Origin of the sequence: Siphonobacter sp. BAB-5385 (genome assembly GCF_002261125.1) — a bacterium.
Lineage (GTDB): Bacteria > Bacteroidota > Bacteroidia > Cytophagales > Spirosomataceae > Siphonobacter.
Map to the genome: position 1 here is coordinate 73,679 of NZ_NMPS01000120.1, position 22,100 is coordinate 95,778.

Consider the following 22,100-nt stretch of genomic DNA (forward strand, 5'->3'; position numbering starts at 1 on the left):
CTTGTATGATCCGATTTTTTACCCTTCTTTTTTTATTGACCACTTTACAAATCCAGGCTCAGCAAATCAGGGGCTCCGTTGCAGAGGCCGCTACGGGTTTCAGAATTTCGGGTGCGAGCATCAGGTTGCTTGGTTCGGGCAAAGGAACCGTTACCGACTCAGCCGGTTTCTTTACTTTGGCAGGCAAAGGAACGATACAGATTTCCGCGGTGGGCTACAAGACCGAGCGACGGGTCGCCGGAAATGATTTTCTTAGCATTGAATTACTACCGGAGGCCAGTCAGTTACAAACGGTCGAAGTGACGGGTCGCCTGGCCAGGGACTACAGCGGCGATTATTCCTTTTCTGCCACGCGGATTTCAACACCTAACAAGGCTATTCCACAGGCCATCACTTCCCTTACCAAAGAATTGATTACCGATCGGCAGGCTTTTCAATTGGGCGACGCCGTTAAGATCGCCAGCGGCGTGATTCCTTCCAGCTACTACAACCAGTACACCATTCGGGGAATCAGCCAGAACGAGGAAGGTCAGATTATCAATGGCATGCGTACGCGGCAATACTATTTTTTGCAACCACTGACGGCCAATATTGAGCGGGTAGAAGTGATCAAAGGGCCCGCCAGTGCAACTTTCTCTTCCGTCGATCCGGGTGGAAGTATCAATATGGTGACGAAAAAACCCCTGGCTGTACAACGCAGGGAAGTCACACTGGGCGGCGGAAGTTTCAGTACCTTTCGCGGTACACTGGATTTCACGGGTCCGCTGAACGAATCGAAAACAGTGCTTTATCGCCTGAACGCAGCCTATCAGCAGGCCCGTTCTTTCCGTGACCTGGTGAATAGCAAATCACTCCTTCTTTCCCCCTCTTTGAGCTATATTCCGAACCAAAAAACGGCGTTGAATGCGGAGCTGATCTACAGTGATATGAACGGTACGCTTGACCGTGGCCAACCCATTTTTGGTGCAGTTGCCGGTCAGACGCGGCTCAACAGTACCTCCACCCGACTCAATCTGGGGGCACCGAATGACTACTTCCGGTCCAGGGAATTGATTTTGATGGGAAGTCTGTCGCATAAGTTTAGTTCGAAGATTGGTTTCAACGCCGCGTACATGAAGCAGTCCTGGACGGAGGATTTGCGTGAGCACCGTACCACAAACGCTTTCGCCCCTACTATCAAAAACGAACCCGTAACCAGTCTGGCTGCCATGCAGTTTGTGCAACGCCAGCAATACTGGAACACCGACAATCTGAATGCTTACCTGAACTTTGATTTTAATACGGGCAAGATTGGGCACAAGCTTCTGCTGGGCTATGATCTGACCAGCTGGAGCAAGCTCAAAGGCGGGGGACAAAATGCAGCCCGGGGTTTTCTGCTGAAAGACGGTACCGTAGCTAGTTCGTTTGTGCTGGCCAATGCCGCGAACTACCAGACCATTACCGCCAACGGCGTGGTATTACCCAAGCCAAATGTGAACTATTTCGATCTGCAAAACCCTCAGTATACCCTCCGCAATGTGGAAGATTACACCATGAATGTCAGAACGGCATTGCCGGCGGCCCTGACTACGACCCATGCCATTTACCTCCAGGAACAACTTCAACTGGGAAAAATGCTGGTACTGCTCGGGCTTCGTAACGACTGGTTTGAGGATATTACGAACTACCAAACGCCAAATGCGAGCACGGTCAAAAAAACGGCCCTGCTTCCCCGGATCGGACTGACCTATATGGTCAGTCCGGCAATCAACGTGTACGGCACTTATCTGGAAGGGTTTCAGCCGCAATCCAACACCGTGAGTCTGATGCCGCAAACGGGCAATTTACCCGCTGGCAGTACGTTTGACCCCTTGCGAAGCAGTCTGAAAGAAGTGGGCGTTAAGTCTTCGTTTTTCCAGAACCGTATGCACATGAATGTGGCCCTGTATGAAATCATTCAGAAAAACATTCTCATGAACGCCAACGATCCGGTTAATCCAGACCGACTCGTTACCCGTGGAGCCGAACGCAGCCGAGGAATTGAGTGGGAACTGGCCGGCTACATTACGCCGGAATGGCAGGTGAATGCGTCGTACAGTTTTATCGATGCAGTGATTACCCGCGACCAGGATGAAAGCCTGATTGGTGCCCGTAAACAAAATACTCCCCGGCACAGTGCGAACCTGTGGACACGCTATAATTTCAGCAGTGCATCGGCGTTAAAAGATTTAGGGATTGGGCTGGGTGTACAGTATCAGGGCGATAAAGTGCCCTGGTTTACCAGAAGTTTCCTGATACCGGCCTTCACCGTTTTTGATGCTGCTTTCTACTACACGCCCGCGAAAAGCAATGTGCAACTGGCCCTGAACGTCAATAATGTGTTTGATCGAACGTATTGGCTTGGGGCTCAGAACTACCTTCGACTTTTCCCTGGTGCCCCCCGAAATGCTATGCTTACGCTAACCTTCCGCTTCTAATGCTTCAAGCGTGTCAGCAGAAATAGTAGGCATCCGTTCGTAAAATCTGGAAGGATGGGACGGGACAGGTGAAAAGCCTGATCGTCCCACTTTTATTTATGGTCATTAGGTTACAGCCCATTTTCGATAGAAGAACAATTGTATGCTATTTCGATGGACTAACGCTTCCTGGACAAATCCAATCATCAATCCTCTCGGTTTGTTTCCGGCCGCGAATGCTTCTCGTTTGAACCGTGAGAGGAACTACTAGTCTTGACACTTTTACGTACGACAGGTACGACACGTAAAACCTTTTTCGTAATTCTGTAACCTCAACCTATCCCTGAACTTCAGGCTCTAAAGCCATCTGCCGGTAAAACTGACAGGTCGATTTTGACGTTTCGCCCGTTTTAGGGTCCTGAGCAATAACGGCCTCCAGAAAGTTGCGATTCGCGTCGCCCCACTGGTTCATCGCATCAATAATAGGCATCAGCGACCAGCCCATTTCCGTAAGCGAGTATTCTACTTTAGGTGGCAGCTGCGGGTAAATTTTCTTCTCTACCATTCCATGTCCTTCCAGTTCTTTGAGCTGGACGTTTAGTACCCGGCGGGTAGCTCCCGGTAACAGTCGCAGGATTTCGCTTGGACGCTTGATATTCAGCGAAATCGCATTCAGCAGGGCTGGCTTCCATTTGCCGTTTAGCACTTCCTTCGTTAAGTGCAGGCCACAATCTATGGTGAGGGGAATTTTTCTTTCGTACATGTGCTGGTTTCTTTATTCAAAAATAGGCATTGCCGCTCGATTCCAGATACGGGATAAATTTATCCCTAGGCCATTCATTTCTCCCTTCTTGTACCGCGAGGCCATCTACCCGAGGTTTGCTAGAAAAAAGAATGAAAAAGACCGCACAACCTCTGTTGGAGGAATACCAGTTAGGCGATTTAACATTAAAAAACCGGGTCGTGATGGCATCGCTTACCCGAGGCCGTGCCACCAATGCAGGCCTGATCCCTACGCCATTGATGGCGGAATATTACGCTCAACGTGCTTCAGCTGGCTTAATTCTGAGTGAAGGTACCTGGGTCAATACTAAGTCTATTGGGTTTATTAACGTACCCGGCATCTACACGCAGGAACAGATCGAAGGCTGGAAACGGGTCACGCAAGCCGTACACGACAAGGGCGGATTGATTTTCTCCCAGTTAGGGCACATTGGCTCGGCGTCCCACCCGGATTTCTTTGCTGGCGAATTGCCGGCCGGACCTTCCGCCATCAATCCCCGAACCCAATCATTTACACCTGAGGGCTTTAAAGACTCCCTGACGCCTCGCGAGCTGACCGTCGCTGAGATTAAACAGACCATACAGGATTACAAGCAGGCCGCCCAACATGCGAAGCAGGCGGGGTTTGACGGCATTGAAGTGCATGCCCAGGCTGGCATGCTGATTCCGCAATTTTTAAGTCAGGCCACCAATCAACGTACCGATGCCTACGGCGGCAGCATTGAAAACCGTACCCGCTTTGTGTTTGAGATCATAGATGCTATTCTGGAGGTGTGGGATAGCACGCGTGTAGCCATCAAATTTACCCCGGTCGCCCTAAGTCACGTAGGGATCATGACTCCCGATGAGGAAACCATTCCAACCTTCCAGTACCTGCTGAAAAGGCTGAGTACGTATGATTTGTCCTATCTGCACATCGTCGGGCCAGCGGAAGATTTAGCCGGTACCCCGGTAGCCGTATTACAGGAAAATTACTTCCATCATTTCCGGCAGCACTACAGCGGCAGACTGATGGTGAATCTGGGATTTACGCAGGAAAGCGGCAATGCCATCCTGAATGAAGGCACCGCCGACCTGGTATCCTTTGGCACCTTGTTTATTGCCAACCCTGATTTGGCAGAACGCTTTACGTATAATCTGCCTTTAGCGGAAAGTGACCGTGATACCTACTACACCGGGGGCGAAAAGGGCTATACCGATTATCCACGGGCAGTACCCGGATGAACGAACGGAAAGTATTCAGCCTGCCAGTCAGTACCTGAACCTCAATTCATTGATAGACAGCCAGATTCCGATTGATATACCTGTTTGCAGCCGGAGAAATTGATAGTCAGGTTTCACTAGTACCCTTCAAATGAAAATCCTGCAGTAGTAATCCGTAGTGTCGTTTCTCTGGGCAGCGTTCATCAACCCTATTGAGCAGGATAACGGGCATAATACGCCACGTCAGTCGATCCAGCCTGTGCGTCACTTTTGCATCCGCTGCCGTTTGACGCGACTCAGGGTATCTTTCGTAATCCCCAGGTAGGAAGCGATGAGGTGCTGAGGGAAACGCTCTGCTAGTTCAGGATACCAGTCGATAAATTCAGCGTACCGTTTTTCCGCCTGAGAGCTGATGGACGAAGTTAGCCTGCGTTGATTGGCAATGTTATTTCGCTCGTCAAGCTGACAGGTCATTTCATTGAATGCGGGCACCTTCTTTAGCAGTTCAAGAGCGGATTGCCGGGTGATTAAAAGCATTTGGGTGTCTTCCCAGGCATCGACGTTGTATACACTTGGCGTACCCTTCACCCAGCTTTCCCGATCACCCATCCACCAGTCTTCCACGCCCAGCTGGACGATATGCTCAATCCCTTTTTCATCAACGATATACTGTCGCATGGAGCCCTTTACGATAAACGCAAAATTCCGGCACGGCTCTCCTGCCTGTACTAAATACTGCCGCTTCCTTAGTCTGGATGGGATAAAGGCCTGATGAAGAAGGGCCTTTTCCTCGATTGAAAGCGGAGAAGTGCTAAACTGTTTTAAATACTCAAGAAATGCCTCTACCATACGAATCCCTGCGTATTTTCTAGTATCGATGAACGGTCATCATTGATTCCGACAAATATACGTAGCCATTTCGATTGGTAACCCCCTTTGACTGGCTCCAGCAGTTGAAGCGTGTACGAATCCATCGACATTTGTCTATCTTTTTTTCGCTATATATCATCGTTTTGTTTGGATACCGCAGCACAACTTTGTTCGCAGTAAGCAGATCAAACAAGTTAGACGGACTATTCATTAGCTTAGGAATGTAGTCTGACCGGTTTTGTGAACTACGCTTTTATCGGATACAGAGAATCATCTTACGCACTTAAACCCATGGAAATAGGTATAGATAGTTTCGCTTCCGCTATGTACGGAAGCGAGGAGCTGAGCAGTCAGGTTGCTATGGAGCAACTGCTGGATAGAATCGTAGCGGCAGACCAGGCCGGACTTGCTATTTTCGGCATTGGTGAACACCACAAAAAGGAGTTTTTAGATTCTGTTCCCGCAGTAATCCTGGCGGCGGCGGCTTCCCGCACCCGGAATATCCGGTTGACCAGTGCCGTAACCGTCCTCAGTACCTCCGATCCGGTCCGGGTATTTCAAAGTTTTGCGACACTGGATATTATTTCAAAAGGGCGTACGGAACTGGTGGTTGGCCGGGGTTCGGCGATCGAATCGTACCCTTTATTTGGATTTAACCTCGACGATTACGACGCTCTATTCCGGGAAAAGCTGGAGCTACTGCTGCAAATCCGTGGGGAAGAGTTTGTAACCTGGTCGGGCCAGTTCAGACCCGCATTACAAAATCAGCCGATCTATCCCCGTCCGGTTCAGGAAAAGATGCCCGTCTGGCTGGGTGCCGGGGGTACGCCGCAATCATTCGTGCGTGCGGGTCGGTTGGGACTTCCGCTAATGGTGGCCGTGATCGGTGGCCAGACCGAGCGTTTTCGGCCACTGATTGATTTGTACAGAAAATCGGGTCAGGAGGCGGGTTTCGCTCCCGAACAGCTTAAAGTCGGCCTTCATTCACCGGGCTACGTGGGTGAAGACGATGCGTCAGCCATCGCCGACTATTACCCGGGTTATGCGGAGTTATGGACGAAGTTAGGACGCGAACGGGGCTGGCCACCCGTGACGAGACGTACCTTCGACGCCCTGATCGAACCCAAAGGGGTACTCGTAGTCGGTGGACCTGAAACAGTCGCCCAAAAGCTGTTACGCCATAGCGAAGCCCTGGGAGGGGTTGATCGGTTTACCTTTCAGATGGATAATGCCGGCCTTACCCACCCGCAACTACTGCGGTCCATTGAGCTGATCGGAACGAAAGTTATTCCGCTGCTCAAACCAAACACCGGGAATTGAACACTTGGGATCAATCAATCAAGTAAAGCTTTTTTGCAGACCACATTCCTTATGAAAAAGAAAAGCAGTTTTTCTACGCAGGGTCAACGAGCGGACATTGGCGACCTGGCTATCTATCGAATCCTGCCTAACCGATACGCTGACGCCGTTGGGCCATTCGTTTTTCTGGATCACATCGTTCCAACGCTTCGGACAAAGGTTACGAAAGAAGGAACGGGTGCCCATCCGCACCGGGGCATTGCTACGCTGACGTATATCCTGAATGGAGAAGATGAGCATTTTGATAGTGCCGGAAACTACGCCAAGGTCCATTCCGGGGGTGTTCAGTGGATGAATGCCGGAAACGGTATTATCCACGATGAAACATTAAATTACGATTCTAAAACGGATTCAAAACTAGTCCACGCCTTCCAGTTCTGGATTAACCTGCCCGCAGCGATCAAAGCTCAACAACCCGCGTACCTGGCCATTGAAGGCAATCAGGTTCCGGTTAAGACCTTTCCTGATGGACCGGGCTGGCTCAGGGTGGTTACGGGCTCCTATGAAGCATTGAATGCCGTGATTCCAACGTATTCAAAGCAGTTTCTTTACCATATCCAGCTGGAACCGGGGGCTGGCTTTACGCTGGATGTTGCCGATCAACTGGAAGTAGCGGCCTATTTACCAACGCAGTCCGCAACGATAAACGATGAAACCTTCGAAGCCGGAGACTTCATAGAATTTGACAGAGCGGCGGGAACCCTTGAAATACGCAATGCAAATGCGGAAGCGTCTGATTATCTGCTGTTCGGTGGAGAAACGTATCAGGAGCCCATTGCCGCAGAGGGCCCTTTCGTCATGAACTCGAAGCTCGACATTGCTAACGCATACCGGGATTTCTATAATGGTGATTACGGAACGATCGATTACGAAAAACAAAGGTCGAAAGTAGAGTAACGAGGTCTAGCAGCAGGCTATTGGTTTGTCACGCTTGTTGCCTCATACCGGATTGATTATTAGTTTGTTTGCCAGGAAATCGTTCGTAGAGTGGTCCCTATTTTTTCTGTACACTTGCGAGCAATTCGTGCGGATAACCTTTGGCTACCCTACTCACCTGATCCAGTCGGGAAAGCTGGTCAGGTGAGAGGGATAAGCCGATTGCCTGAAAACTGGTTTGGAGCTGAGCCAGGGTTCTGGCTCCAATGATAGGAAACAGGCCCTGACGCAGAGTCCAGGCTAAGGCTACTGGTCCGGGAGTCGTACCCAGTTCGAGAGCGATGTGTTCAAGTGTATCAAGAATCGGTGTGGTGGCTTCATCTTCCTGGTAAGAAGTCAAATTACTAAGCCTACCCGAGTCACCCCGGCGGTATTTCGCAGTCAATAACCCTCCAGCTAAAGGAGAATACCCCATCATGGCCAGCCCCATGTGTTCAGCCATCGGTTTTAATTCGCGGTCAGCCGCTCGCTGAGCCAGGTTATATTCGAACTGGATAGCAGCCAGGGGAATAGATGAAGCAATAAGGGCCGCTTTCCAGGCCGGGAAATTGGCCAGACCCGTGTAAATGATCTTACCCGCTTTGACGAGGTCCTCCAGACCGCGAGCGATTTCTTCCAGTGGGGTATGTCCATCATCAAAGTGCGGCATATACAGATCAATGTAATCCGTCTTTAATCGTTTTAAACTGGCGTCTACGGCCTGTCGCATCGCTTTTCGGTGGTTACCTACGTTTGCTACCGGGGCATTCACCTGACTGCTGAGCGTATACTTCGTACACAGGATAAAATCAGGTCGTTTATCCTGGATAAATTCGCCGACAATCGTTTCGGCTTGCCCAAATTGATAAAGATCTGATACGTCAATGAAGTTTCCACCCGCTTCTGCATAAGCAGCAAGGATGGTCAGGGCTTCCGCTACGGATGTACCCTGTCCCCGTCGATTACCCAGTTGGGAGCCGCCCATGATGAGCTGACTGGCGGGTAATCCCGTCTGTGTTCCAAATAGTTTGTAGTTCATTCGACAAAGGACCGATCCTGAACAGTCATAATCAAGTAGGGCTAAATTCAGCCGTATCACATTTTTTTATCTTTGTAAAATGTATGAGCGAAAATTACCGGTAGAAGTAGAATGCGGTCTTCATCTGTTCATGGAAGTCCTGAACGGAAAATGGAAGATTAAACTCATCTGGTGCATTCATTTGGGGATTAACCGCCCGGGTGAATTACAGCGTCAAATGCCTAAAGCCTCCAGGCGATTGTTGGATACTCACTTAGCTCAATTGGTAGAGCACGGCATCCTGAGCAAGATCACCTACGACCAAAAGCCTTTTAAAGCAGAATATACCCTTACGGCTCTAGGTGAGACTTTAATACCCGTGATTGAATCAACGGCGAAATGGGGTGAAACGCATCGGGAAGTACTGGAACCGTTAGTTGGCCCTGGTAACAAGGCAGACCAGTAGGGGTCTGAACTATTGAGTAAGTACTCCTGCGATACAAATCCAATACAGCAAACGCCTTTAGGTATGCTTCCTGGATCCGTATGTTTTCCTGTTGGCATTTTGATTGTCCTCAACGGACAAAGTTCAACTGATCAGGCGTAAGTATGATTTGATCCGTCAACCTTCGGTGAGCCTCGGATTCGGACGCGTTTCTGAACGCAGCAGCAAAAGCCTGTAGATTCGGTTCGTTCTGAGGCAGAAAGGAAGCGGCATTATTTCGGGCATTGGTTTGAAATTTCCTGGCGATGGGCTGCATCACTGCATTGTAATTTGAAAGTGCTCGTGGAAGATCCTGAGGTGATTCGGCCATGAAATGAGCCAACGCCTTGGCTCCGTAAATCGATAAGGAGGCTCCCATTCCGGATAAGGCTGTGGGGCAGTAACCCGCATCGCCCAGCAAAAGGATTCTTCCCTGAACCAGATTGGGGGCATGAACCATCCCCATTTTATCCGCGAAGACTAGTCCGCTGGCCAGCAACTCAGCCATCAGTTCCCGTACTTCTGCCGAATAATTTTGGAACGTTTGCTGTAAAAGTGGCCCGGCGTGTTGCCGTAGACTGGAAACCTCTTCCGTCTGATAAATGTAGCATTGAATGGCCAGTTCATCCGTACGGATCGGATAAATGGAAAGCATTTTGTGAACGTCAATGTAGGTTTTAAAGGAACCGACCTGATATGAATGGTTTTTCTTTAACCGACCTCCTACGTAAAACACGTTGAAGTCTTCCAGTTGGCTGTCTTCGAAACATTTCTCGCGAGTGGTAGATCGTAAACCCTCCGAGATGATGAGCACATCAGCTTCCAGTGTCTCCTTCGTCGTTAGGGTAATCTTGACTTGATGGGCATCCTGCTCTACGAAGTCAATGCAGGAATTCATCCGTATCTGCACCTGATCCTTTACGGCCTCGTGAATTTGCCGGTGAAGGTCGCCCCGGGTGAGCGTAATGGAGGGTTCCATGCCTTCCCCCATTTTCTGGTAACTAATCCGCCGAATACGATTTCCCTGGCCATCCACAAAGTCCATGAAGTCCGAGGGCGTTGCGGCCTGGCGTAAGGGCCCAACCAGGTTCAGCTCCTCCATAATCCTCACCCCAAAGTTTTTGAGGGATAGTAAGTACCCCGCATTCGTAAACGCCTGGGCACGGTCCAGAATGGTTACTTCGTGGCCTTGTTTGTGAAGGAAAAGGGCAGCCGTGAGCCCGGCGATACCTCCCCCTGAAATAATGATTCGCTTTTGCATGATGCTACGTCTTTTGTTAATGGACTTGGCAAAAGTATGACTAAGTTTACGATCAAAATAGCGGCAAAACGATTATAAATAGTCCAAAAACATGTCTTCTTTCAACGATAGCCAATCCATGCTTGAACTGGCAGATACATTAGGGGTATCCGTTTCTGACCAGTTGAGTGAGCTTACTTCCCTGGAGTTTCAGGAAATGAAAGTCATTGATTTTCTGCCCGAAATGATGATCATGATCCGTTCACTGATCTCGAAGGAGGGATTTACCTATCAGAGAAAGCCGATCACCGTCATTGAGAAGGGACTGTTGATATCCTTTCAGAATATGTTTAAGGAGAGAAAGGAAGCAACAGCAGAGACGAGCCAGCCATTACCTGAGGAAAGGCCACACGTACGCATAACGCCTTCACGTATGGCGAGTGAAGTAAACTTCCCCAAACGGTCGCACATCCGGCAGATTACGATCCTGGTCGAGATGCGTTACTTGCAACAGTTCCTTGGCAGGGATCAGTCCAAATTCAGCCCGCTCTTCGAAGCAGAGAATACGTTCTGGATTGAAGAATTCATGTCCCCCGAGATTGCCGTACTGGTCAATGAAATCGTTACGGCTGCTCCCGAAGGAACCCTGCTGGACGCGTATTACCGACTGAAATCGTTGAACTTACTGTATCATCTGTTTAAAAATCTGGCGTATCGGCAGGCAAGGCCTTATTGCTCAATGAGTACGGCGGAGATGGAGGCCATTTACCGGGTGAGGAATGCGATGAGTACTTCGCTGGATCAGGCCCTGACCATTGCCGAATTAGTAAAGTTGAGTGGCATGAATGAATTGAAATTACGTAAACTTTTCAAGCAGGTATTTGGCAAAGGCTTGTATGATTATTTCCAGCACTTGCGGATGCAGGAGGCAGCCCGCCTGTTGAAAGAAGAACGGCTTTCGGTATCGGAGGCGGGCTACCGGCTTGGGTTTACCAACCTCAGCCATTTCGGCCGATTATTCGAAGCCTGTATGGGGATGAAGCCTAAGAAATGGAACACCCAAAACCAACAGGGCTAGCCTTCATCCGTTTTGATGGGCCCGTTAGGGTTGTATAGAAATCTTAATCGGTACACGCTACTCGTGTGGAATCTGGCCTCAGAGATGGCTGCTCCACTTCGCTCCCAAGCTTTTGCTTGGAAATAGCCGCCCGCCGCCTTTCTTTGCTTTCCTAAACCGATACGCTATGACACCGAATTTAGATAGAGAAAAACAACTTGCCGCCGAACAGGCCGTTCAGTACATTCAGAATGATCAGATCGTAGGTTTAGGAACGGGCTCCTCAGCGGTACACGCCGTGCAGGCCATTGGTCGGCTGGTACAGGAGGGGCTACGGATTCAGGGTGTTCCGACGTCGATTCGTACGAAGGAACTGGCAGAGTCGCTAAACATTCCCTTACTGGACATCAACGAAGTAGAGGCCATCGACCTGACCATCGACGGAGCCGATGAATTCACTACGGATCTCATGTTGATTAAAGGGGGTGGCGGAGCCCTGTTACGCGAGAAAATCGTTGCCTCGCTCACGCGTCGCCAGATCATTATTACGGACTCTTCAAAGAAAGTAGAAAAACTGGGGAAGTTTAAACTTCCCATTGAAGTCATTCCTTTCGCTTGGCATTACGTGATGAACCAGCTGAACCAGCGGGGCGGTAAGGGCGTAATTCGACCGTCAGGCGATAAACCTTTTCTAACCGATCAGGGCAATTACATCGTGGATACGGATTTTGGCTTGATTGAGGATCCCGCTGCTCTGGCCCATGAACTCAAAACGATTGAAGGACTCGTCGGTCATGGTCTGTTTATTAACCTGACTCATGAAGTCATCATGGGTATGGGTGATACCACGCAAAGCTTCCGCTGAGCATTCCGCGTTTTCTTGTCCTAGTTCAATGTTTTGGGGGTACCGCTCGCTCTACCTTTGATCCATCAAACAACCAGAACATGGAAGCATCAATCAAAGGTTTGCATCATATCACGGCCATCGCTGGCGACGCTCAACGCAATTACGACTTTTATACGCGTGCCTTGGGTTTACGGCTGGTAAAGAAAACGGTCAATTTCGACGACCCCGAAACCTATCACTTTTACTACGGCGACGAACAGGGCACGCCCGGTACCATTTTAACGTTTTTCCCCTGGGGTACCAAAGTGCCCCGCGGACGTCGGGGAGCCGGTCAGGTAACGGAGATCGCTTATTCCGTACCCGAAGGCAGTCTGGACTTCTGGCAAAAACGTTTTGAAAAACTACAGGTTACGCAAAGTCCGATTGCGGAAAAATTTGGCGAATCGTACCTGACGGTTCTGGACCCGGATGGCTTGAAACTGGAACTGACCGTCGCTAAAACGCCCGATCTGCGGACGCCCTGGGAAACCTCTGAGGTGACGGCGGATTACGCCACGCGGGGCTTTCACGCGATCACGATTACAACGGCGAATCGTCAGGCTACGGCCAAAATTCTGACGGAGCTCTTCGGGTACCATTTACTCGAGCAGGAACAGAATCGGTACCGCTTTGTAACGGCGGCTGTACCCAACGCAGCGATGGTGGACTTGCTGGAAATTCCCGGCGAAAAATCCGGCTATACGGCGGGTGGTTCGGTCCATCATGTGGCCTTCCGGGTTAGCAACGAGGAGATTCTGATGGCATTCCGGAAGAAAATCATCGAGGCGGGCCATCAGATTACGGAAAAAATTGACCGTAACTATTTTTACTCGCTGTATTTCCGCGAACCGGGCGGTGTATTGTTCGAGCTGGCTACCGACAATCCGGGCTTTGCTACCGACGAGACCGTTGCTGAACTGGGCATGGGTCTGAAACTGCCCGCTCAATACGAGCCTTTCCGTTCTGAACTTGAACACGTACTTCCTCAATTACACTAAGCCATGTATACGCATCAAAAACAAGTTTTCACCAGCGGCACACCCATTCAGGAAGCCCAAAAAGCAATCATCATGATTCACGGTCGGGGTGGTTCGGCGGAAGATATTGCTTCCCTCAGTCGTCACCTCCACCTCGACGGAATGGCCATTTACGCTCCGCAAGCCACGCGGCATAGCTGGTATCCCTACAGTTTTTTAGCACCGGTTGAAGAAAATCAGCCCGCACTGGATTCAGCACTGGATTCAATCGATCAGGTGGTTAGTGATTTGGTGGAAGCGGGTATTACTACGGAAAATATCTACTTTCTGGGGTTTTCGCAGGGAGCCTGTCTGACGCTGGAATATACGGCCCGCCACGCCAAACGTTACGGTGGCATCATCGCACTAACGGGAGGCCTCATTGGTGAAATCTTAGAAACGGGCAATTATCAGGGTGATTTTGCCGGTACGCCAGTATTCATCTCCACGGGCAATCCCGATCCGCACGTTCCCGTTTCCCGGGTGGAAGAAAGCGTTTCGATTCTGGAAGAGTTGAACGCCTCGGTTACCTCCCGTATTTATCCGGGCCGCATGCACACCATTTCACCCGATGAAATCAATTTAGTCAATCAACACATTCTCTAATACCTACGACGATGGACTTTTCCAGCATTCCGCTCCACAACAATGTCCCCATTCACCATTATGAAATGGTGATCAACGGGCACCGGGCTTTCATCGATTACCTCGAAAAAGGAAGTAAGATCTACCTGATTCACACGGAAGTGCCCAGCGAACTGGAGGGCATGGGCGTCGCTTCGGCTTTGGTGACCCGGGTGCTGGAAGACATTGAGTCACGGGGATTAGCTTTGGTACCGCTGTGTCCGTACGTACAGGCGTATCTGAAGCGGCACCCCGACTGGAATCGTCTGGTTCAATCGAAATAAGATGGAAACATTTCAGGTGACGAAGGTATACGCCGACGAACAGGGCGATACGCATTTTGAAACGGTTCAGTACCCCCTCACGGATGCCGGACCGATTGGCTTTCTCTCGGAAAAACTGCCCGTACGGGACGTAATATTTCGAGAGGTAACCGCCGACTACGATTTCGATTTTCATACGGCTCCGCAACGGCAATTCATCATTTTGCTCGATGGCAGGATTGAAATTGAAACTTCGCTGGGTGAAAAACGAATCTTTGAAGCCGGTGAAATTTTGCAGATGGAAGACCTTACGGGCAAGGGGCACCGCACCCGTAATCTGTTGAATGCGAAGCGAAAGTCCGTTTTCATTACGTTCTAAACCCGGGCTTTACTCCGGGTTTTTCAGTTTGTAGTTGCGATAATGCTCCCTGTTACACCAGGATCCCTTAACCAAAAACGACCAACACCTTTTTACTTTACGGGAAAATCAATCCGTATTCAGGAATGGCCGATCTGCTCTACGAACGTATTAATACCAATGTCCGTAAGTATTCTTCTTTTTCGGAAGAGGATCTTCAGTATTTCAACTCGCTGCTCCAGCACAGGACGGTTCCTAAAAAGCACTTTTTATTGCAGGAAGGAGAAGTATGTACGTTTGAAGCGTACTTGCTGAAAGGTTGCATTCGGACGTATCACATTGACCACGATGGCAATGAAGTGACGTTACAGTTCGCGATTGAAGACTGGTGGGTAAGCGATATCATTAGTTTCCACGAACAGAAACCCAGCCATTGGTACATTGAAACGCTGGAAGACTGCGAATTACTGATCCTCACGCCCGAAACCAAGGAGCAGTTGCTACACCGCGTACCGGCTTTTGAACGGATGTTCCGGCTGATGGTTCAGCGTAATCTTTCGCAATTGCAGGAACGCTTTTTCCGAACCGTATCCTCCACGGCTGTCGATAAATACCTGGATTTTCTGAATCGTTATCCGGCTATTCCGCAACGGGTAGCTCAGCATTACATCGCTTCGTACCTAGGTTTTACGCCGGAATTCTTAAGTAAAGTACGACGGAAGCTTTCCACACCGAACCCTCCAAAATCCTGATTTTGAAGGGTTCGGCTGTATATCCAAGTCAGGCTTTGTGAACGTCAACCATCTGAGCTTTCTGCTGGGCTTTCAGGGCCAGTTCGGTCGCTAAAAAGCAGTGTTCCTGGGGCATGGCCGTTTCGGTTCGGTTTAGCACATCATCCACCAACAGGCGTCCGTAAGGCAGATTTTCCTGGCTACAGTCCATGTACCGGGTTTCTTTCTGATTCACCAGAAACAGATGATTACCACCGTCGCGACCCGCAATGTCAATGTTCTTCCGGATTTCGATGTATCCTTCCGTACCGAGAATGGTCAGTCGCCCGTCTCCCCAGCTCTTGAGTCCGTCGGGCGTAAACCAGTCCACCCGGATGTAGCCCATACCGCCATCGCCCCGTAACATCAGATCGCCAAAATCTTCGAATTTGGGATATTGCGGATAATGCACATTGCCTACCTGAGAAGCAACGACTTCCGCTTTCTTTGAACCGGTGAAGAATAAAAACTGATCGCACTGGTGGGAGCCGATGTCGCAGATGATCCCGCCAAAGCGTTTCCGATCAAAAAACCAGTCGGGCCGGGACTGCGGGGTCATCCGGTGCGGTCCCAATCCGATGGTCTGAATGACCTGACCAATGGCTCCGGCTTTAACCAACTCTCCGGCTTTGACGGTGGCTTTATTTTCAAAGCGTTCACTAAACATGATCGAAAAAATGCGTCCCGTTTTTTTCTGTACCCGTCGAACGTCGGCCAGTTGATCCAGACTGGTAATTCCGGGTTTATCGACCATGTAATCTTTGCCGTGCTCCATGACGCGGATACCCAGCGGAGCCCGCTCATCCGGAATGATGGAACTGAGAATCAGTTTAATCGAAGCATCTTCGAGTACTTCTTTCTCACTACTCGCCTGTTTGGCTTTAGGATAACGCTTGGCAAACGTTGCGGCCAAATCGGGTTCTTTCGCGTAGAAAGAAACGAGTTCGCCCCCGCCCCGCGTCACGGCTTCGACCTGACCGTAAATGTGTCCGTGATTGATGCCAATGACCCCAAAGCGAATTCGGGCAGGCTCTTTCGGTGCGTGAATAGGTGGTATTGAGATGGTTGCCGCCTGACTTAGAAAGGGGACGCCCATTAAGCCCGCAGCCGTAGTGACGGAGTTCTTTAAAAAACTCCGGCGATTTTCATCGTTCATGGTTTGTAGAGGTCAGTATTCGTTATGATAGGAACAAGAGTCGAACGGATTTCAATCCGTTCTTACGCCGTACGCCGAGCCTACGGCTCTTACTCGCAATCCTAGCAAGCTTCTCAGAACCATAGGCTCGACCCATTCTTTAGGGTTGGGTTTTCACCCAATCCCCCTATAAACATGGTCACTTCCCTTTCTTGGCCAATTCCAGGGCCTGCGTCGTCGTGTAGTATTTGGAAATCATATTCGGTACTTCCCAGGCTGGCAATTTGCCTTCCTTCAGATATTTCAGGTAGTTTTCCGTGACGCGTCCAAAGTGAGCTTCGTGGCCTTCCTGATACTTTTTAGGAATGACCACCTCCCAGCCTGTCGAAATTTTCTTCAGCTCAATACCGGGATACGTTTGTTGTACCGTTTGTAAAGCCGTTTGCAGAGCTGCTTCGTAAGCAGCCGTCGTATCGCGTGGTTCGATGTACAGCGTTGGAACAAACTTCTGCTCAGCTCCCTGCCGAATCACCAGATTCGCTTTCGTACCCCGCATAATCGAATAGTGCGTATCGCCCCCGCCCTCGGGAGCCTTGTAAGCCCAGGTTACCGAAACCTTGGCGTGTACGCCCTTGAGCTGGTAGTTGATCTCGCCGTTGCTGTAGACTTTCAGTACACTATCCCGCGTGATGGCATTTTTCAGGTATGCCGGGAAATCAGCCTGTTTGGTAATCGTCTTAAACTGGCTACGGGTCATGTCCGTCGTCCAGCGGCGGGCGGACGTGAGTTTAATATCTTTCTGGTAATCAATGACCTGTTCCGGAAAACACTCCCACTGTACCAGATCAACCAGGTGCGTGGTCACATCCACAATCCCCTCGCCCTGCTGATTCACATCCATAAACCAGGCCGGACGCGTCAGTACACTGCCCGAAACGTATTTGTAGAAATGGTGAACACTCTCCTTCGTTACGGCAGGATTGTCGGGCGTCCCTTTTTCCAGCGTCCCGAAAGCCGATTCGATTTTGGAAAATTCCCGTTGCAGAGCCGTACTGATTTCAAAACGCTCCGTCATGATGTCGTACAACAAAACGTTTTTCTGATCGGCCGTTGCAAAGCTGGCTTTCAGCCGATCAAAATCCTTGGCATTGATAATCATGGGTTTATCCGATAGTACGTTAAAGCCCGCTTCTACCGATCGCTGAATGTAATCCGCTTTTTTCTCGTTATTTCCGGCTAGTACTACGACGTTACCCGTTTTATCGGCCAGCATTTTCTCGAAATAATGCGTTCCCGTGTATACCACTTCGTTCCAGTGCGTTGGATTTTCCGCCCTTTTGTTATACCCTTCGATTTTTTCCAGGTGCAATTTCACGTCCGGTCCTTCGGGAGCGTAAACGTGCACGCGGGCATCCACGTCGGGATACATGCTTTTCTGGACCAGTGCTGCATGGAAATGGCCCGGATCGAGCGTAATCAGGTGAATCGCAGATTCTTTGGTCTTTTCAGTACAGCCCAGAAACGTGGCCATGATACTCAGGTAAGCAATCGTTTTGTAACGCCAATGCATAAGGTACAAATTAGGTAAAGGTTTAAACTTTTATCGCATACGGTGCCCGCTGCGGACGAAAAAGCAACTGATTGGCTTCCGCGTCATTTTTAAATTGTTCTTTTGCAGGGTCCCAGTATAACTTCCGGTTGAGTTTCATGGCCGCGTGGTGCAACAGACAGGCTGAGCACGAACGGTGACCAATTTCCGCCGGAGCTATTGGATCTTTCTTACTCACGATACTTTCCAGCCAGTTGCCGTGGTGTTCCTTACTCACGGGCAAGTGAATTTCGTTCGGACCGATTTCAGAAGTCAGCAGTTTCGGATCGCTGGCGTCCAGTGCTTTAGCGGCCTGTTGTTTGGCAATCGGGTCACTCGCCGTTACCGAGGCGTCACCCCGGGAAACGAATATCCAGCCTTCGGTCCCTTCAAACTTAATGCCGTTCGGCAATTCATTACTAACAATCATGTGAACGCCATTGGCGTAACGAGCCTCGGTCCGGAAGATACCGTGTACGTCCCATAAACCACTTTTCGGAAAATCGGCTTTCCCCCAGATTTCTACGGGACCCGTCAGTTCCGTATTCATCGCCCAGTGCGAGCAGTCGATGTGGTGCGAGCCCCAACCCGTAATCATCCCCGCCCCAAACTGTTCACAGCGTAACCAGCCCGGCCGATCGTAGCCTACCAGCGGGTGTACGCGTTTTTCGGTGTAATATACTTCGGGCGTCGTACCCAGCCACATGTCGTAGTTGAGATTTTTTGGTACGGGCATTTGCGATTCCTCATCACCCGAAGGATCACCGGGCAATCCAACGTACACCGTTTTCAGTTCGCCAATGCGGCCATTGCGTACCAATTCGGCGGCATACCGAAACTGTCGGGAAGATCGCTGCTGACTGCCTACCTGCACGATTCGTCCCGAACGCTTCACGGCATCGGCCATCATCCGGCCTTCGGCGATGGTCAGCGAAGCCGGTTTCTGCATGTATACATCCTTGCCCGCCTGTACCGCCTGAATGACAATCGGAGCGTGCCAGTGATCGGGTGTACTGACCAATACAGCGTCAATATCCTTATTGTTGAGCAGTTCGCGGTAGTCGGTGTAGACGCGAACACCGTCGTAATCTTTACCCGTTTTCTTCGTGTAATACTGATTAACGAGCGTCTTGGCATCTTCGGCCCGGTTGCGGTCCAGGTCACACACGGCCGTAATCAGGGCCTGATCGTATTGCCAGACGCCCGGCATATCGTGACCCCGGGAGATACGACCCGTACCGATCGCTCCAATGGTGATGCGATTACTCGGGGCATTTTTTCCGAATACGGAAGCAGGAACGATGCTGGGAAAACCACCTACTATAGCAGCAGTGGCCAGCGTTGTTTTACCGGATAGCTCCAGAAATTCCCGGCGGGAATACGCTTGTTTGGGTTTCATACGAATAGAAGGATAGAGGTAGTCAGAATCAGCCCGTAAGCTTTCTCTTCTGTTAAAGATAAGACTTTTCCCAGAAGTGTTTTACCTTAATACAGAAAGAGGGTTTTTCTAAAAAACCGCTGACATGACCTGTTTGCACGATTCTATCTTTTTTATATCGATAATGCGGCATTCCTTACAAATCGGGAAACGCTGAAATTATTGGCTTCCCAACGTACTAAAAAGAAAAAGAGCACCTTGACGTCAGGGGCTCGTTTTCTTTTTAGACCTATACTTAATTGCGTTCGTTGTACACGCCAAACTCAGCAATGCTGGGCGGGTTTTTGTACCCATCGATACGCATCCGTACTTTCTCGCCATATACCGTAGGGAACCGGTGAATCTTCGCTTTCCCCGTCCGATTTTTCACCGTAAGTGGATGCCACTTGCCATTGTTGAAATATTCCAGTTGATACGCAGTAATCTCATCCTGAGTTACATAGACAGAGATGAGATTGAACGGCTGTACGTTATCAAGGGTCACTTCGTACCAGGGATTTTTTACCGTTGGATTGGACCGCCAGGACGTCCGGAAACTATCATCGTTCCCAAAATCGAAAATATCCATGTCATTACTCCAGCTTCCATTGGCAGGACGTTTCTTGGCCAGATTCGAGGAAATAACCGGAGCATCGTACGTAGGCAGGTTGGATGCCGTTGCTTTTTCTGTCCACAACTCACCCATTCTTTGAAGGGCCGCCAAGGCATTAGGATCGATAAGACCCTCGCGGTTGGGAGCTACGTTGAGGATGAAATTACAGTAAGCTTTATTAAAAGGCACCAGATTGTCTTTCACCAGTACGGCTGGATCTTTCACGGGCTCATTAGGAAATTTCGTTTTCCAGAACCAGGCTCCATTAATCGGCAGACAGGATAATGCCGGCAGTCGGTTGGTTTCCTTGGAAATATGCTGGCCCGCCCCTTGCTCGTAGGACTTGATGTCCGTGTAATACAAGGCTTCCGCCGGATACTTGGCTGCGTTCAGATCCATCACCAGACAGTTCGGCTGAATGGATTTGATGTGGTAGTAAATTTCCTCGAAGGGAATTTCGTCGTACGAAATGCGTGACCACGGAGCATCCCAACCGTCAATGATCAGGGCGGAAATTTCGCCGTAATGGGTCAATAGTTCCGTCAACTGGTTTTTCACCATATCGATGTGCTGCCGGGTAATGTAACCGGGCCTCAGTTTATGATGCGTATCCAGAATGGAGTAATACAGCATGACTTTCAGTCCATTGGAGCGAAAAGCCTGCGTATATTCTTTCACGACATCCCGCTTCAGTGGACTGTGCATGACGTTGTAGTCCGTAGTTTTCGTATCCCAGATACAGAAACCGCTGTGGTGTTTGGTCGTCAAAGCTCCGTAAGACATCCTGGCGGACTTGGCCGCTTTGGCCCACTGCTGACAATCCAGTTTAGTGGGGTTGAAAAGTGCGGGCGAAGCATCGGGATCGGCCCAGTCTTCATCCATAAACGTTGGAATGTTGAAGTGGATGAACATACCAAAGCGGAGATCCACAAAGTCCTTCTGAAGTTGAGTTAGATTTTTCTGTGCTTTGGTCAATACGGGCAAGCAGAGGAAGAAAGCCCACAGGCAAATTCGTTTCATGCAATAGAGGTAAAATGGTTTAGTATGGAACGACGTACATTCAGAGTGTATAGTAGAGGACCTGTTCTTACAACTCATTCCTTTATCTATTTTACAAAAGGCACTTTTCTACCAGTAAAAATCTCGTCTGAGATTTAGATACTCATCCTGCAGGAAGGAAACGTTGACGTCTGGACAAATCTCAGCGGCTTGAAAACCACAAAATCGTCTATGGCATTTTTTAAACGGACGTTTGTAAAATGCCATAAGAGCTTTATTTTTGAGTAAAAACGGCGTTTTCTTCGATAAGCTTTACTTATAAGAGACGTGATTCGTTGTTGGTTGCTCAGTATTTAAACGGAATCCTGCCCATCGTTATGAAATACATCTGTTATTACCGGGTCTCCACGAAAAGTCAGGGGCGAAGCGGATTGGGCTTGGGGGATCAGCGGGCCATTGTGGAACGGTACCTGCGGGAGTCGGATACGCTGGTGGAAGAATTTACCGAAATTGAATCGGGCCGCAAGAGCGAACGGCCTCAGCTACAGGCCGCTATCCGGGCCTGTCACCAACACCACGCCAAATTGCTCATTGCAAAACTCGACCGTCTCAGTCGAAATGTGGCTTTTGTTATGACCCTGCGGGATTCGGGTATTGATTTTGTCGCCTGTGATTTACCCGATGCCAATACGCTAACCGTGGGAATGATGGTAACCTTTGCCCAGTACGAAGCTGAGCGAACATCCGAACGGACCCGGGCGGCTCTGGCCCAAAAAAATCCCAGGGTTTTAACCTGGGAAAACCGGAAAACCTGAATGCTCTGGCTATCAAAAAAGGAGAACAGATTCGGCAGCAAAATGCCCGCCTTAATAAAGCTAATGTACAGGCAACGGAGCTGGCTCTTTTGTACCGAAACATGGGAATGACCTACGCCCAAATTGCCGACAAATTAAACCAGACGCATTACCAAACCCGACGACAAAAATCATTCGAAAGTAAAGCGGTTTATCGGTTGTTAAAACGCCGGAAGATAGATGTTTGAAATGTTTGAAATGTTTGAAATGTTT

22 protein-coding genes are annotated in these 22,100 nt (G+C 49.7%); 13 read left to right on the forward strand and 9 right to left on the reverse strand.

The features are described 5' to 3' along the window. Positions 1-35: 35 nt before the first annotated feature. On the forward strand, positions 36-2,456 hold the full coding sequence (locus tag BWI93_RS12235) for a TonB-dependent receptor (RefSeq protein WP_255157823.1): 2,421 nt from the start codon (positions 36-38) through the stop codon (positions 2,454-2,456). Positions 2,457-2,772: 316 nt separating this feature from the next. Here the strand turns inward: BWI93_RS12235 and BWI93_RS12240 are convergent, their stop codons facing one another. After that, the gene (locus BWI93_RS12240; RefSeq protein WP_094811664.1) at positions 2,773-3,198 is read right to left on the reverse strand and encodes a helix-turn-helix domain-containing protein; all 426 of its coding nucleotides are present in this window, start codon (positions 3,196-3,198) and stop codon (positions 2,773-2,775) included. 131 nt (positions 3,199-3,329) lie between these two features. Here BWI93_RS12240 and BWI93_RS12245 point away from each other — a divergent pair, with 131 nt between their 5' ends. After that, on the forward strand, positions 3,330-4,442 hold the full coding sequence (locus BWI93_RS12245; protein ID WP_094811666.1) for an alkene reductase: 1,113 nt from the start codon (positions 3,330-3,332) through the stop codon (positions 4,440-4,442). A gap of 243 nt (positions 4,443-4,685) precedes the next feature. On the opposite strand, the gene BWI93_RS12250 is transcribed toward BWI93_RS12245, so the two are convergent. Beyond that, entirely contained in the window at positions 4,686-5,270 is a 585-nt protein-coding gene (locus BWI93_RS12250) for a Crp/Fnr family transcriptional regulator (protein WP_094811668.1), read from the reverse strand. Between the two features lie 312 nt (positions 5,271-5,582). Between BWI93_RS12250 and BWI93_RS12255 the strand changes: the two genes are divergently transcribed. After that, on the forward strand, positions 5,583-6,611 hold the full coding sequence (locus BWI93_RS12255; protein ID WP_094811670.1) for an LLM class flavin-dependent oxidoreductase: 1,029 nt from the start codon (positions 5,583-5,585) through the stop codon (positions 6,609-6,611). 51 nt (positions 6,612-6,662) lie between these two features. Beyond that, positions 6,663-7,547, forward strand: coding sequence for a pirin family protein (locus BWI93_RS12260; RefSeq protein ID WP_094811672.1), 885 nt, complete (start codon positions 6,663-6,665; stop codon positions 7,545-7,547). A 97-nt stretch (positions 7,548-7,644) separates the two neighbouring features. Here the strand turns inward: BWI93_RS12260 and BWI93_RS12265 are convergent, their stop codons facing one another. Next, entirely contained in the window at positions 7,645-8,604 is a 960-nt protein-coding gene (locus tag BWI93_RS12265) for an aldo/keto reductase (RefSeq protein WP_094811674.1), read from the reverse strand. Positions 8,605-8,683: 79 nt separating this feature from the next. Here BWI93_RS12265 and BWI93_RS12270 point away from each other — a divergent pair, with 79 nt between their 5' ends. Further along, the gene (locus BWI93_RS12270; protein WP_094811676.1) at positions 8,684-9,049 is read left to right on the forward strand and encodes a helix-turn-helix domain-containing protein; all 366 of its coding nucleotides are present in this window, start codon (positions 8,684-8,686) and stop codon (positions 9,047-9,049) included. A 109-nt stretch (positions 9,050-9,158) separates the two neighbouring features. On the opposite strand, the gene BWI93_RS12275 is transcribed toward BWI93_RS12270, so the two are convergent. Continuing rightward, entirely contained in the window at positions 9,159-10,328 is a 1,170-nt protein-coding gene (locus tag BWI93_RS12275) for an NAD(P)/FAD-dependent oxidoreductase (protein WP_094811678.1), read from the reverse strand. Between the two features lie 91 nt (positions 10,329-10,419). Here BWI93_RS12275 and BWI93_RS12280 point away from each other — a divergent pair, with 91 nt between their 5' ends. The 7 genes from BWI93_RS12280 to BWI93_RS12310 all read left to right on the forward strand — a co-directional run bounded on the left by BWI93_RS12280 (position 10,420) and on the right by BWI93_RS12310 (position 15,263). Further along, a complete protein-coding gene (locus BWI93_RS12280; protein WP_094811680.1) occupies positions 10,420-11,385 on the forward strand; it encodes an AraC family transcriptional regulator in 966 nt (321 codons plus the stop codon). Between the two features lie 166 nt (positions 11,386-11,551). Beyond that, on the forward strand, positions 11,552-12,229 hold the full coding sequence (gene rpiA, locus BWI93_RS12285; protein WP_094811682.1) for a ribose-5-phosphate isomerase RpiA: 678 nt from the start codon (positions 11,552-11,554) through the stop codon (positions 12,227-12,229). Positions 12,230-12,309: 80 nt separating this feature from the next. After that, positions 12,310-13,248 carry a ring-cleaving dioxygenase gene (locus tag BWI93_RS12290; RefSeq protein ID WP_094811684.1) on the forward strand — a complete coding sequence of 313 codons (939 nt, stop codon included), beginning with the start codon at positions 12,310-12,312 and terminating at the stop codon, positions 13,246-13,248. Between the two features lie 3 nt (positions 13,249-13,251). After that, the gene (locus BWI93_RS12295) at positions 13,252-13,872 is read left to right on the forward strand and encodes an alpha/beta hydrolase (protein ID WP_094811686.1); all 621 of its coding nucleotides are present in this window, start codon (positions 13,252-13,254) and stop codon (positions 13,870-13,872) included. 11 nt (positions 13,873-13,883) lie between these two features. Next, the gene (locus BWI93_RS12300) at positions 13,884-14,174 is read left to right on the forward strand and encodes a GNAT family N-acetyltransferase (RefSeq protein ID WP_094811688.1); all 291 of its coding nucleotides are present in this window, start codon (positions 13,884-13,886) and stop codon (positions 14,172-14,174) included. Position 14,175: 1 nt separating this feature from the next. Next, positions 14,176-14,532, forward strand: coding sequence for a hypothetical protein (locus BWI93_RS12305; protein ID WP_094811690.1), 357 nt, complete (start codon positions 14,176-14,178; stop codon positions 14,530-14,532). A gap of 125 nt (positions 14,533-14,657) precedes the next feature. Further along, a complete protein-coding gene (locus BWI93_RS12310) occupies positions 14,658-15,263 on the forward strand; it encodes a Crp/Fnr family transcriptional regulator (RefSeq protein ID WP_094811692.1) in 606 nt (201 codons plus the stop codon). Between the two features lie 28 nt (positions 15,264-15,291). Here the strand turns inward: BWI93_RS12310 and BWI93_RS12315 are convergent, their stop codons facing one another. The 4 genes from BWI93_RS12315 to BWI93_RS12330 form a co-directional block, all read right to left on the reverse strand. Beyond that, positions 15,292-16,437 carry a Gfo/Idh/MocA family protein gene (locus BWI93_RS12315; protein ID WP_094811694.1) on the reverse strand — a complete coding sequence of 382 codons (1,146 nt, stop codon included), beginning with the start codon at positions 16,435-16,437 and terminating at the stop codon, positions 15,292-15,294. A 178-nt stretch (positions 16,438-16,615) separates the two neighbouring features. After that, positions 16,616-17,986 (reverse strand): putative oxidoreductase C-terminal domain-containing protein, encoded by a 1,371-nt coding sequence (locus BWI93_RS12320; RefSeq protein WP_094811696.1) that lies wholly within the window; start codon positions 17,984-17,986, stop codon positions 16,616-16,618. Positions 17,987-18,008: 22 nt separating this feature from the next. After that, entirely contained in the window at positions 18,009-19,403 is a 1,395-nt protein-coding gene (locus BWI93_RS12325) for a Gfo/Idh/MocA family protein (protein ID WP_094811699.1), read from the reverse strand. A gap of 274 nt (positions 19,404-19,677) precedes the next feature. Continuing rightward, a complete protein-coding gene (locus BWI93_RS12330; protein WP_094811701.1) occupies positions 19,678-21,054 on the reverse strand; it encodes an alpha-L-fucosidase in 1,377 nt (458 codons plus the stop codon). 356 nt (positions 21,055-21,410) lie between these two features. On the opposite strand from BWI93_RS12330, the gene BWI93_RS12335 reads away from it, so the two are divergent. Beyond that, positions 21,411-21,848 carry a recombinase family protein gene (locus tag BWI93_RS12335; RefSeq protein WP_369679146.1) on the forward strand — a complete coding sequence of 146 codons (438 nt, stop codon included), beginning with the start codon at positions 21,411-21,413 and terminating at the stop codon, positions 21,846-21,848. A gap of 60 nt (positions 21,849-21,908) precedes the next feature. Here the strand turns inward: BWI93_RS12335 and BWI93_RS29555 are convergent. Then, positions 21,909-22,100: hypothetical protein (locus BWI93_RS29555; protein WP_369679147.1), on the reverse strand; the 192-nt coding region annotated here is incomplete at its 5' end.